Source organism: Melghirimyces profundicolus (genome assembly GCF_003054245.1).
GTDB classification, from domain to species: Bacteria; Bacillota; Bacilli; order Thermoactinomycetales; family DSM-45169; genus Melghirimyces; species Melghirimyces profundicolus.
This window is the reverse complement of record NZ_QBKR01000028.1, coordinates 26727-38864: the sequence shown is the minus strand read 5'-3', so window position 1 is coordinate 38864 and position 12138 is coordinate 26727. Positions and strand designations below refer to the sequence as shown.

The 12138-nt window shown below is 53.5% G+C and carries 11 protein-coding genes and 1 pseudogene; 5 read left to right on the top strand and 7 right to left on the bottom strand.

Translation table 11 applies throughout. The annotated features are described in order from the left end of the window. Positions 1 to 528 precede the first annotated feature (528 nt). Positions 529 to 1896: a tannase/feruloyl esterase family alpha/beta hydrolase gene (locus C8P63_RS16120; RefSeq protein WP_245920971.1), complete on the top strand. Its 1368-nt coding sequence runs from the start codon at positions 529 to 531 to the stop codon at positions 1894 to 1896. Between the two features lie 52 nt (positions 1897 to 1948). On the opposite strand, the gene putP is transcribed toward C8P63_RS16120, so the two are convergent. After that, positions 1949 to 3415 (bottom strand): sodium/proline symporter PutP, encoded by a 1467-nt coding sequence (putP, locus tag C8P63_RS16115; RefSeq protein ID WP_108025802.1) that lies wholly within the window; start codon positions 3413 to 3415, stop codon positions 1949 to 1951. 89 nt (positions 3416 to 3504) lie between these two features. Then, entirely contained in the window at positions 3505 to 3720 is a 216-nt protein-coding gene (locus tag C8P63_RS16110; protein ID WP_108025800.1) for a YqgQ family protein, read from the bottom strand. A gap of 114 nt (positions 3721 to 3834) precedes the next feature. Between C8P63_RS16110 and C8P63_RS16105 the strand changes: the two genes are divergently transcribed. Then, positions 3835 to 4224: a hypothetical protein gene (locus C8P63_RS16105; RefSeq protein ID WP_108025798.1), complete on the top strand. Its 390-nt coding sequence runs from the start codon at positions 3835 to 3837 to the stop codon at positions 4222 to 4224. Between the two features lie 13 nt (positions 4225 to 4237). Here the strand turns inward: C8P63_RS16105 and C8P63_RS16100 are convergent, their stop codons facing one another. Then, complete coding sequence (locus C8P63_RS16100; RefSeq protein ID WP_108025806.1) at positions 4238 to 4828, bottom strand: biotin transporter BioY; 591 nt, start codon at positions 4826 to 4828, stop codon at positions 4238 to 4240. A 96-nt stretch (positions 4829 to 4924) separates the two neighbouring features. Next, a complete protein-coding gene (gene speE / locus C8P63_RS16095) occupies positions 4925 to 5809 on the bottom strand; it encodes a polyamine aminopropyltransferase (RefSeq protein ID WP_108025796.1) in 885 nt (294 codons plus the stop codon). A gap of 189 nt (positions 5810 to 5998) precedes the next feature. On the opposite strand from speE, the gene C8P63_RS16090 reads away from it, so the two are divergent. The 3 genes from C8P63_RS16090 to C8P63_RS16080 all read left to right on the top strand — a co-directional run bounded on the left by C8P63_RS16090 (position 5999) and on the right by C8P63_RS16080 (position 8974). Then, positions 5999 to 6766: a S1C family serine protease gene (locus C8P63_RS16090; RefSeq protein WP_170109715.1), complete on the top strand. Its 768-nt coding sequence runs from the start codon at positions 5999 to 6001 to the stop codon at positions 6764 to 6766. 394 nt (positions 6767 to 7160) lie between these two features. Then, positions 7161 to 8039 carry an acyltransferase gene (locus C8P63_RS16085; RefSeq protein WP_108025791.1) on the top strand — a complete coding sequence of 293 codons (879 nt, stop codon included), beginning with the start codon at positions 7161 to 7163 and terminating at the stop codon, positions 8037 to 8039. Between the two features lie 263 nt (positions 8040 to 8302). Beyond that, positions 8303 to 8974, top strand: a complete 672-nt coding sequence (locus tag C8P63_RS16080; RefSeq protein ID WP_170109714.1) for a protein kinase domain-containing protein — start codon at positions 8303 to 8305, stop codon at positions 8972 to 8974. A gap of 623 nt (positions 8975 to 9597) precedes the next feature. Here C8P63_RS16080 and C8P63_RS16075 read toward each other — a convergent pair. The 3 genes and pseudogenes from C8P63_RS16075 to C8P63_RS16065 all read right to left on the bottom strand — a co-directional run bounded on the left by C8P63_RS16075 (position 9598) and on the right by C8P63_RS16065 (position 12134). Continuing rightward, positions 9598 to 10911, bottom strand: coding sequence for a DUF2254 domain-containing protein (locus tag C8P63_RS16075; RefSeq protein WP_170109713.1), 1314 nt, complete (start codon positions 10909 to 10911; stop codon positions 9598 to 9600). A 199-nt stretch (positions 10912 to 11110) separates the two neighbouring features. After that, a pseudogene (locus C8P63_RS16070) lies at positions 11111 to 11625 on the bottom strand (DinB family protein). A 158-nt stretch (positions 11626 to 11783) separates the two neighbouring features. Further along, a complete protein-coding gene (locus C8P63_RS16065) occupies positions 11784 to 12134 on the bottom strand; it encodes a hypothetical protein (RefSeq protein WP_108025784.1) in 351 nt (116 codons plus the stop codon). Positions 12135 to 12138: the final 4 nt, after the last annotated feature.

Below are 12138 nucleotides of genomic sequence, written 5' to 3'. Positions count from 1 at the left end.
GCATTTACCCAAAGCCGCTCCGGCTGCACTCACAGAGCACAAGTCTCGCCTGGGTCGCTTGCGCTCCCCGGTCTCGCTATGCTGTCCTGCAGAGATGCAGGCACTGTCCGCTCCGAATCATCCTGCTGCGGGCAGGGGCAAAAAGCCTTCGGATGCAACACAGAGAAGCTTTTGCCCCTGAACGCCCTTGCAGGCTGATTCTCCGCTGGGCAGGACAGCAAAGTCGCTATTTTGGGTAAACGCTTCCCCTTTTCTCGAAATGAACTTTAAATCACAACGCTTCTAGGACGACTCTCTTCTTGTTCAAAATTTTGGATTTCGTCTAACCTGCTGGACCGAATGCTCTCCCCGGAGGTATCGGATCCGACCGACGATCGCACTGAATCGGGTCCAAAATCCCGGAATGGGTCCCCCTCCTTTTCCCATGTCAGGCATTGGTATCATTTTTGCTGATTTATATCGGTGCCCGTACCGTTTCACCGGGCCACCCCGATGAACGGCAATCCACGGGAAGAAAGGAGCCGACCCTTGCGTCTTTTAAAAAAATTGCCTATTCTTCTTCCATTATTCTGTTTGGGTCTCTTCCCCGCCTTCGGCCTCTTGCCCGCCTCGGCCCGGGAAGCTCCCTGTCCTGAAGCGGCCGGTTTACACGTGCCTGGTTCGGAGCGGCAGGTCTTCTCCTGTCTGGAGGATTTGACCACACCCGGGCTTCTCCGGACGGGGCACACTGTCATATCCGATTGGACCGGACTTCACTCGATCCAGACCCCGCCTCCGGAGCGGCCGGTTCCGGGAGTTCAGATCGATGGTTACTTTCCGGACACTTCAAGCTTCAACACCCATCACGGCTGGAACCATGATGCTCAATTCGTCCTTCGTCTCCCCCACGATTGGAACGGAAAACTGATCGTCACCGGCGCTCCGGGAAACCGCAGGCAATACGCCTTGGACTTCACCATCAGCGATTGGGCCGTCTCCCGCGGTTACGCCTTCGCTTCAACGGACAAAGGAAATTCCGGCACCTCCTTTTATCGCGACGGAAAACACCCCGGTGATGCGGTGCGGGAGTGGCACCGGCGGGTCACGGAACTGACCCGGGCGGCCAAAGAAACCCTGCGGCTGAGATACGGGCGGGAGGCGGACCGAATCTACATCACCGGGATCTCCAACGGAGGTTATCTCACGCGTTACGCCCTGGAAAACCACCCGGATCTGTATGACGGCGGAGTCGACTGGGAAGGGACCCTGTTTCGCGCTGAAGGGCCCAACCTTTTCACGTATCTTCCTGTGGCGTTGCGCGAATACCCTTCTTACCGGTCCGGCGACCGCGGGGCCTACGGACGGATGATCGACGCCGGTTTCCCACCGGGATCCGAATTTCTGTGGGATTTCCACTATACCTACTATTGGGATCTGACCCAACGGATTTACCGGGAGGAGTTTGATCCCGGTTACGACGGAGAACGGGAGGCGGGAATTCCCTTTTGCCAATCCGGAACGCCCGGATGCGACACCGACTATGATTATGCTTCCCGCCCCCCTTCGGTGAAGGAAGCCATCCGAAAGGTTTCGTTGGACGGAACCATCGGAAAACCGTTGATCACCCTTCACGGCACCCTGGACACGCTGTTGCCCGCCCGAACCGATTCCGATGTGTACCACCGGTTGATCCGCCAGAACGGACGGGCCGAGCTTCACCGTTATTACATGGTGGAAGGGGGCACCCATGTCGACGCCCTCTACGACCTCTACCCCGACCGGCTGCGTCCCATTCTCCCCTGCTACCGGGAAGCCTTCGAGCACTTGGAAAAGTGGGTGGAAGAGGGCCGAAAGCCGCCTTCAAACCGGGAAATCCCACGGAAAGATCCGGATCCGGTGAACCACTGTTCCATGTAAGCAAAAAGACCGCTGTGATGTACAGCGGTCTTCATTATACACACCCGACCGTTCAAGCAGTGGTTCGTTTCACCGCCTCCGTAAACTGGGATTCCATCTCTTCCGACGGTTTCTCCGTCAAGAGGCTCACCACAAGGATGGCCAGAATACAGGCGATGAACCCGGGGATGATCTCATATACGTTGTCAAAGGCCGGGATTTGCTCCCAAATGATCACCGTCAACGCCCCCGCCACCATTCCGGCCAGGGCGCCCCATTTGTTCATCCGCTTCCAATACAGACTCAGGAGCACAACCGGTCCGAAAGCGGCACCGAAACCGGCCCAGGCATAACCGACCAGATTGAGGATCGTCTCATTCGGATTGAGGGCCAGCAAAAGGGCGATCAGTGCCACTCCCAGGAGGGACAAGCGCCCCACCAAAACCAGCTCCCGATCCGTGGCGGAGCGCCGGAAAAACGCCTTGTAGAAATCCTCGGTCAACGCGCTGGCCGTCACCAACAGCTGAGAGGAAATCGTACTCATGATGGCGGCCAGGATGGCAGCGAGCAAAAAGCCCGTAATCAAAGGATGGAAGAGTACTTTGGACAGAACGATGAAGACGGTTTCCGGGTTGTCCAGTTGAGTGTCCACCTGGCTGAAGTAGGCGATCCCCACCAGACCGGTGAACATGGCACCCACGATGGAGAAAATCATCCAGCCCATCCCGATCCGCCGGGCCTGCCTCATTTCCCGGACCGAACGAATGGCCATAAAGCGCACGATGATGTGGGGCTGTCCGAAATAACCCAGTCCCCAAGCCAACAGGGAAATAATTCCGATGGCACTGGTGCCTTTGAACAGGTCCAGCAATGCGGGATCGATGCCGTTGATTTCATTGAAGGTGGGCCCCCATCCCCCGGCTTCCATGACGGTGACGACGGGTACGAGAACCAGGGCGATGAACATGATGGTCCCCTGCACGAAGTCCGTCCAGCTGACCGCCAGAAAACCGCCGAAAAAGGTATAAAGGATCACGACACCGGCGGTAATCCAAAGCCCCCATACATAGTCCAGTTCAAAGGCAGACTTGAACAGTTCCCCCCCGGAGACCATGCCCGAAGAGGTATAGAAAGTGAAGAACACGAAAATCACCAGTGCGGATACGATCCGGAGAATCCGGGACCCGTCTTTGAACCGGTTTTCGAGATAATCCGGTATCGTGATGGAATTGTCGGCCACTTCCGTGTAGGTCCTCAACCGGGGAGCCACATACAACCAGTTCAGATAAGCTCCCGCCGTCAGCCCAACCACGATCCACGCGCTGCTCAACCCTGAAGCGAACATCGCTCCGGGAAGCCCCATCAGAAGCCAACCGCTCATGTCGGAAGCGCCGGCGCTCAAAGCCGTCACCGCCGGTCCCAGCGCACGACCGCCGATCATATAGTCCGACAGGTCAGAGGTCCGGTGATAAGCATAATAACCGATCACCAACATGCCGATCAGATAAACGAGAATGGATACAATCACTCCGTTCTCCATTGTTCATCCCCCCTAACTAAGATAACCCCATGATGCACGAAAAAGAACTCCGTGTCCATTGTATATTTCAGAATTTTCCATCTGAAGCATCAAATATTGGTACCGCTTTCGCGCCGTTTTTCCCGTTGGATCAGCATCCTCGCTTTCATATAGGTTTCCCGGTCCAACAACCCCGACCCGTGCAAATCGGACAGTTCTTCCTCCATCAGTTCCAGATCGCCCAACCGATCCCCCGTGTATACCGTAAATCCGAACTTCCGGAGCAGGATCCGCAGATCAAGCAGATTTCGAAGCGGTTCGCTCAATCTCAGCCACCTCCTCCCCGCACTTTAAATTTTTACAGATCGTCACAAGATGTCCGGCGATCCCGGTCAATCTATGATAAAATGAATGAAACCTTGATAAAAAGGGTGTGAAGAATGCCCTATTCCAATTTTATTCAAGTGAAGCGGATGGAAGGAGAACTCCTTCTGTCCCAAAAACGGAACCGGTTGGGTTGCACGTTGACCACCCGGGAACTGATTTTCCAGAAACCCCACGCCTCGTACCAGATCATGCTGAGTGACACGCTGGGGATTCTTCCCTACAAAGTGAACCGGAAACAGGAAACGGTGAAAAACCTTGCCGACACCGAGGTTTACCCCCTGTTTACGAATCAATATTACCGCATTACGGCCAGCCGTCTGTATGTCATTAACCGGAACGGCCGTTTTGAGCGGGATTCGACCGATCTGTTGGTCCCTTTGACCGACCGCTTTATCCGTTATATTGCCCGTTATACCGATCTCGTGTCCGTCTCCCCGACCTAAAAAACCCGCCCTTTCAGGCGGGTTTTTCCGTTCCGGCGGATTCTTTGCCGGCGCGGGACCGGATGATCGGGTAAGCGCGGAAGAGGCTGAGAGCGACGGTGGAAGCAAGAACGGCTTTCACCACGTCACCGGGGATGAAAGGCAACACCCCTCCGGCCAAAGCGGCATTCCAGTCCATTCCGACCGCATACACCAACCACAGAACACCGCAAAGATAGACAAAGGCGATTCCCCAGACCGCATGGTACAAGAACAGCTTCCAAAAGCGGAGTCGAGGCACAGAGCGCTCCGTCCACCGGCCGATCAGGTAAGCTGCCACCGGCCAGCTCCAAATGTAACCGGCCGTGGGGCCGACCAGGGCCGCCAGTCCACCTTTCCCGCCGGAAAGAACGGGAACACCAAAAGCGGCGAGGAGGATGAAAATGAGCATGCTGGCCGCTCCCATCCGAGCCCCCAGCACGGAGCCCGCCAACATGACCACCATCGTTTGCAGAGTGATCGGCACCGGCGGAATCGGAATGGCAATTTGTCCCGCCACCGCCAGCAAAGCCGCGAACATGGCGGTCAACGCCATGTTGCGGACCCGGGTTGTCGTTTCCGTCATGGAAACCACCTCTTTTTTTCGATGAGTTCTGGGAACCGTTCTCAGCATAAAGAAGAGGTTGACGATTGTCAACCTCTTAGAATAGCAGGTTTACGTTCATCTCTTTTGGAGCCGTTCCTTGACATAGACGGGAAGCCGGAAACAGGATTCGAAGAGGTCCCGGTTCACATATCGGTTGCCGTCTTCCTGCAGACGTTCGCTTCCTTCCAGGAGGGGGTCATGCTTCTTGGACGCGAGGGTGAAGCTCCAAACCCCTCCCGGGTAGGTGGGAATCGCCGCCAAGTAGGTCCGGACCACGGGAAAAAGGTCCTTCAGCGTCCGGTGGACCGAGGAAAGCACATCCGGGTGAAAGACGGGCGATTCACTCTGGCACACCATGATCCCGTCCTCTTTTAATGAACGGTGGACATCTTCGTAGAAGGGCCGTTCGAACAGGACTTTCGCCGGCCCCACCGGATCGGAAGAGTCCACCACCAAGACGTCGTAGGCGTCCCGACGGCGGCGGATAAACGCCGTGCCGTCCTCATAGTGGAACCGGATCCTCGGATCCGGCTCCCCGCTTCCCGCCACCTCGGGCAGGTATTTTCGGCTGGCCTTCACCACCTCGGGGTCGATCTCCACCATGTCCACGTTCCGGACGGAAGGATATTTCACCGCTTCCCGGGCAGCCCCGCAGTCCCCTCCCCCGATGATGCAAACATCGGACGGCCGGGGATGGGTCGCCAGTGGAATATGAATGATCATCTCATTATAGATAAAACCGTCTTTTTCCGTTGTCTGTACGATGCCGTCCAGAACCAGGGTCTTCCCGAACCCTTCCGTCTCCACCACGGCCACTTCCTGATAATCCGAGACCACCCGGTGGAGGATCCGGTTCACCTTCCAGTTGGCCCGGAAACCGAAGCGCTCTTCGGGGTCGGACAACCACTGAGTTCCGTCCGCTGCCGTATACATGCCGATGATGCCTTCTTTGTTTTCCATAGAGTCCACCCCGTTTTTTGGGTCTATTGTATCAGATGCTCGTTTTGGGCGAAATCCCGGAAGAGCGCCCGCACTTTCCGGATTCCTCTCAATAAAATGATGGAAAAGACCCTGTACCGGGGCCGTGATTTAGAGGGGTTTGCATCCCTGGAGATCCATGTCGGTCAAAGTGCCGCGAGAGGAGGAGAGGTGCCAGGAGGGAACCCATCCTTTCCCCCCGCACCGCCCGCAATGAAACAACCCCAGCGACGGAAGGGAGAAGTCCGTTCCCTTTCCGCTCATCATCCCGCCAACGCCTTTGTACCCGTCATCCGGCGGGTTCGTCACAGTGTGGTCGCCATCACATCCGAAGAGGAGTCGGTCCCCGACACCCGCTCTTTGTGGGACAGACTGTTGAGCGAATGGGGAGTGACGCCCGTCGAACCGGAGCCGGAGAGAAAACGGCAGTTCGGCTCGGGATTCGTCATCTCCCCCCGGGGGTACATTGTGACCAACGAGCACGTGGTCCGAAAAGCGAAACGGGTCGCCGTCCGTTTATACGGGAGAAAAAGCCCCCTCCCCGCCTCCGTCGTCTGGACGGATCCGTCCCGTGACCTGGCGGTGATCCAGGTCCGTTCCCACGTTCCGCTCAAACCGCTGGCGCTGGGATCTTCCCGCCTGACGGAAGTCGGGGAATGGTCGATCGCCATCGGCAACCCCCTCGGGCTCCACCACTCCGTCACCCTGGGGGTCGTAAGCGGAAAAGATCGGCCCCTCCAGATCCAGAACCGCCAATTCGGAAGCGTCATTCAGACCGATGCGGCCATCAACCCCGGCAACAGCGGCGGCCCCCTGATCAATATCCTGGGGCAGGCCATCGGGGTCAACACCCTCATGGTCTATCCTTCCCAGAGCATCAGCTTCGCCATCCCCATCGACGACATCAAACCCCTGATCCGGCCTTATTTGGATCGTTAAAGGGATCCACCCGAAATCACACGGTTGGGAGGAGAAATTCTCCCAACCTTCACTGCCTCAGAAGAGCGGTCACCGTAACCGTAGAAGGAACCCGCACACCTGACACAGGGCGGGTTCCTTCTTTTGAGTACCTGAGACGCGACTGGAAGTGGATGTATCGATGAGGAAAAGTCGTTGAATTTCATGTAAAGAAACCATTTGGATCCCGTTTAGCTTTGCTAAATCTCCTCTACGGGTGAAGGAGAGTTCTGATATACTGTCCACTGTAATAGGAGGAGAAGCTAGAATTGGATTTTATTAAAGGATGTTCTATCCTGGCCGTTTTATTTATACACGTCACAGCTGGTTACATTCATGAAGCTCCCTTTCTCGTAATTAACGGTCTGAGTCGTTTTTGGTACCGGTATTTTTTTTGATTTCAGGGTTAATTCTCTTTTACCGGTACGCTGGGAAAAATTCGATTTCCTTCGGTTTCTATCGAAAGAGGCTAATAAACATTGTCGTTCCGTATTTACTGTGGTCGTTCATTTACCTGATTTATTCTCAATTTACAGATCCCCAAAATGTGCCGGAGTCCCTTTTGGGTCTTCTTAAAAACCTGATGAGCGGACAAGCTTATTATCATCTTTACTTCCTCTTCGTGATGATCCAATTTTACTGCCTCCTCCCCTTCCTTCTTTGGTCTTTCCGTAAATGGGGAGGGTGGATCGTCCTATCGTTATCTCTTTGGTGCACTCTGGGAACGCAAACCTTAACTTGGGAGGAAACAAAGAACTTCTTTCCGGTACCCCTGGAAGAAGAGATGATTCGTCGCAGCTTCTTCCCCTGGTTGTTTTACTTTTGTGTTGGAGGATGGTTAGGTCTTCGCTTTCATCGGACTCTTTCCCATCTTCAAAGGTTGCCCTTAATGGGTCTTCTCGCTGTTTCCACAGCGGCAGGTGTACTTCTCGTTTATCAAATGGCTTGCCTTCATCGGGAAGGGTTTTATACTCCGGAAACGATTATTTACGCCCTGAGTATTTTGGTCCTTGGCCTTCAACTGGCTCAACGTTGCCGGTTTTCTTTGCTGGAGGCGACAGGCAGGCGTTCTCTCGCCATTTATCTGATTCACCCGCTAATGCTCAGCCTCTTGACCCCTTTAACGAAAAGCTGGATACCTGAAGAGACCTATCCTCAGTTTTTCTTTCTATTCTTTGTGGTACTGAGTATTTCAGTCGGATTAACGATGGTATTGGAACGAATACCTTATGGTTTTCTTTTGAAAGGGCGGTAAAATAGTATAATCATACAGAATGTATGACTCGTGTTGAACAACATCAGACGTGATTTAGGTCGTGGGCACCAATGAATGCTGAAGGCTCGGAACAACTGACGTTTTCTCAGATGTCTCCCTGCTGACAACGCGGCCATCCACCCCGGCAACAACGGCGGTCCCCTGATCAATATCCTGGGGCGGACCATCGCAGTCAACACCCTCATAACCCTTCTGTAAATGATTGGCTATTCGGTAAAATGAATATGACATGGAGGGACAACATGAATTCCTGTTCCATTAACCATGAATGGGTCGACGAACTTTCCGACATGATCGCCACCGGACAGATCCAAAACCAATGTCGCCTGCTGGGTGAAGGTTTGAGTGGCAGGGTGTACGAGTATGAAAACTACGCCGTGAAAGTGTTCAAAGAGGATGGCAGCGAAAACCGCGGTGATCTCATCCTGAACCGCCTCCACCATCATCCGGCCTTCCCCACCCTTCATCACCACGAGGACCGGTTCATGGTGATGGACAAGGTTGACGGTTCCACTCTGGCGACCGAGCTGAAAAACAGTGCAAAATTGAAGGAGTCTTACTTCGAACAGATCGAGAAATACACGGAAGAATGTTTCCAAGAAGGTATCGTCCCGAAGGACATGCACCTGAACAACCTCATGGTGGACCGGGACAACCGAATCAAAATCGTCGATGTGGGACGTTTTCTCCACACCGATCGGCCGGAATCGTTCAAAGACGACCTGACCGAGGATCTGAAGAATCTGCACCATTCTCTGTTCGGTTTCTTTTCTCCCTTCCGTAAGAAACGCAGATACCGCTCCGATTCATCCGGCTCCTACGACCGTCGCCGTTCTTATTCGTCCCGTTCGTATTCTTCCTCCCGCCGCAGACACCGGAAACATCGCAGGAGAGGGTATCGTTCCTCCTCTTGAGGGCGGGAGATCAAGACAACTCCTCCCGATCCACATGCACGGTTTCCCCTCATTGAGGCGAGACCGGAAAAGTGAAGAAAAATTCCGCCAGTACTATAAAAAGCCTGTCGATCTGCCACTTTGTAAACAGCCTCAGCCCCAATCAATGGGGCTTATTTTTTGCAGTAACTCACTTTTTTAATTCCGCCGAAGAGTTCTGCATCTTTATTAGGACTGCCCAGAATCAGTACCCGCAGGTAAAAGTATTGTGAAAAAGTGAGCGGCGGCATTTACCCGAAGCCGCTCCGGTTGTACTCACAGAGCACAAGTCTCGCCTGGGTCACTTCACTCCCGGTCTCGCTATGCACTACAGAGCACCAGTCTCGCCTGGGTCGCTTCTCTCCCCGGTCTCGCTATGCTGTCCGGCAGGGATGGTTGCACTTCTGCTCCGAATCTTCCTGCTGTGTTCAGGGGCAAAGGCCTGGCAACACAGAGAAAGCTTTTGCCCCTGAACGCCCTTGCCGGCTGATTCTCCGCCGGGCAGGACAGCAAAAGGCGCTGTTTCGGTTAACGCTTCCTTTCTTCTGGTCCTGACAAGATGCTCCCTCTGGGCAAACGAGATTCCATTCCCCACCTTGCCGACCTCACTCAACGGGACGGTATTCAGATTCGAATCCGGTTGTTACAGCCAGATGCCGGAGCCTGTTGTTCAGATAATATTTGTCCCAGTCCATCAACTCGGAAGTGTTGATCCCTTCGGTGATATAACGGCTGAAGTCCCAGACTGTTTTTTTAATGTCCGGAGACCCTGCCTCGGCAATCATTTGCAAGACCGTAATGATTCCTTCCATGACGGTGAGATCACCGGAAGCATAATATCTGATCTGATAAAAACTTTTGTACAAAAAATAAGAAAAAGATTGCAAGCGGAGAATCAGACGTAATTGTCGATGATCGTCATAATGATACGGTCGGGCGATCGAATACCGGCTCAGCATGGTTAAAATTGTACCGATACGGTTGATACAGTTCACAGCAGTGTGGGGGTCATTGATTCCCGGGGATACCGCTCGGAGGGCGATTTCCACCAGTTGATGCAGGCCGAATTCAATATCCTGCACCGCCGTCCGCTCATTTCCCAACACAATGAAGTCCAGATATTCCAGGACGTTGATCTCTCTTTTGGAGCACCTCCGGTAAGAAAAGATCTTGGTACCTTTAGTGACAAAATCCCCGACGGACTTCTCCATCACGATCACGACATCATCAATCGCTGCGATATGGATCATTCCCGCCACATCGATATACTGGATATACCCCGAATCCCGGGCTATTACCGGTTGCAGGTCGGTTCTGCGGAAGAGGGTGTCCATATTTTCAGGGGGCCTTTCCTCCCCTAACACGGTGTTGAAATGGGAGGCCATGCTCTTGAGGGTCCGTTCCGTCAACTGGCTGATCAAGTTGTTCACCTGGATCCAGGTAGCCACATGATGAATGAAATATACAAAGAAAGCGAGACAGGCAATCGCGATATTGACCGCGAAGGTCGGGGTGATCAACAAGGTTTTCGGTTGTGCCCGGTTCAAAAACAGCAGGATGAACAGGGTATAAATGAAACCGGCGACAAACACCCCCAGAACCCGTTGGGTAATTCGATCCGATATAAAATTTTGGAGCGTGCGTGGCGAATACTGCGATGTGTAAGTTGTCAGAACCACCATGATTGACGAAAAGGTAATGGTGATCATGGTGAAGATAGCGACAGCAAGAGAACTTAAAATGATCTTCGCCAAATCGATGTCAGTGAGCAAAGCCTGAAAAAACCAAGTTTTCTTCTGTTCAATCGACAGGACCCTGTCCAGTTCCACTGTGAGGTAAGCAGCAAATAACGCCAGAAAGCTGAACAGGATCGGAAGGAACCAGAATTTTTGTCTCAAACGAATCCAGAACTTTATCAACGGCACTACCTCTCATCCTTTTGACGCCTGTATCCTTTTATTCCCATATCATATTCAGTTTATGAGATCAGTCATGAAACAGGGGCCTCTTACCGAAAGGCTTTCCTCTCGTTTTACTAAAAAACAACCGCTCCAACAAGGAGCGGTTCAATTATGTCCGATCATGCGCAGGGTTGTATTAAGATATTTCAGACTCCCCCTATTTTTTCCTCGGCAATGCGAGTCCTCGGCCGATGAAGTTAGCGGAAACCGGCTCGCGTCCTGTTTCCCGCACCCAGATTGAAAGCTGACCGATATGATGAATTTCATGGGCAATCACGTGGCGCAGGACCTCTCCCCAGTAGACAGATATCTCTCCCTGATTCCAGGGGGCTTTGACCACGCGGTGTTCCATGTCGTCATTCCATTCGGCCAGGAAACCCGCCACCTCCTGATGATAAACGTCTGCCAGTCTCCGAACTTTATCCAGGCTGTGATAGTTACTAAAACTTTCCGGAAAATCGGGTTTGCCCTGTAACCTTCGAACCCAACTCCATTCGACGTCCGCAATATGAAAAAGGGTGTGCAGGATCCCACCACTCCGCCTGTCCGTGCACGTAACAATTCAACCTCCGGAACGCCCTCACACCATTGAAACCAGTTCTCTCTCACCTGCCAGTTGTAGCGGAACAACTCTAACAATAAGATCCCCCCTTTGGCTTCAGTTGAAATCATCCTCCGTCAGCACAGGGAACCCCTTGAATATACTTTCGTAAAATCCGAATTCCGGTTACAACGCTTCTAATGATCAGCCCCTTGAGTGTAGCGGGGCTATTGCTATTTTCATGAATCAAAAAAACCACCCGGTCTGGAAAACCTGACCCGAGGCGGCTCTATTCGTCCTTCTTTGCAGCGGAATCGTTGAGTTCCGCCATGATTTTCGGCATAAACATCCGGTATCCCCGCCCGACTCCGTTCACCGCGGCAAGAAACATCCTCCGATCTTCTTCGGACAGGTCGGCCAGGTTTTCAGATTCTTCCACCACCCGATTCAAGGCTTCCAGGAACTCATCCACCAATCGGCGCGCCCGCTCCCATTCTCCGCCTTCCGCACGGTCGAGGACGGCCTCCCTGACCCAATCTTCCACTTCCCGGTTGCCCCGTGCGGCGGCTTTCCGAACGGTTTCCCACTCCTCGGGCGTAAGGTTGATGGCCAAACGTTCCCCTTGTTCCCGCATCCTCATCGAT

Excerpts from the sequence above, each read along its gene's own strand:
- C8P63_RS16065 (WP_108025784.1), bottom strand. The coding sequence starts at position 12,134 with ATGAGGATGCGGGAACAAGGGGAACGTTTGGCCATCAACCTTACGCCC.
- putP (WP_108025802.1), bottom strand. The coding sequence starts at position 3,415 with ATGGAGAACGGAGTGATTGTATCCATTCTCGTTTATCTGATCGGCATG.
- C8P63_RS16105 (WP_108025798.1), top strand. The coding sequence starts at position 3,835 with ATGCCCTATTCCAATTTTATTCAAGTGAAGCGGATGGAAGGAGAACTC.
- C8P63_RS16100 (WP_108025806.1), bottom strand. The coding sequence starts at position 4,828 with ATGACGGAAACGACAACCCGGGTCCGCAACATGGCGTTGACCGCCATG.
- C8P63_RS16080 (WP_170109714.1), top strand. The coding sequence starts at position 8,303 with ATGAATTCCTGTTCCATTAACCATGAATGGGTCGACGAACTTTCCGAC.
- speE (WP_108025796.1), bottom strand. The coding sequence starts at position 5,809 with ATGGAAAACAAAGAAGGCATCATCGGCATGTATACGGCAGCGGACGGA.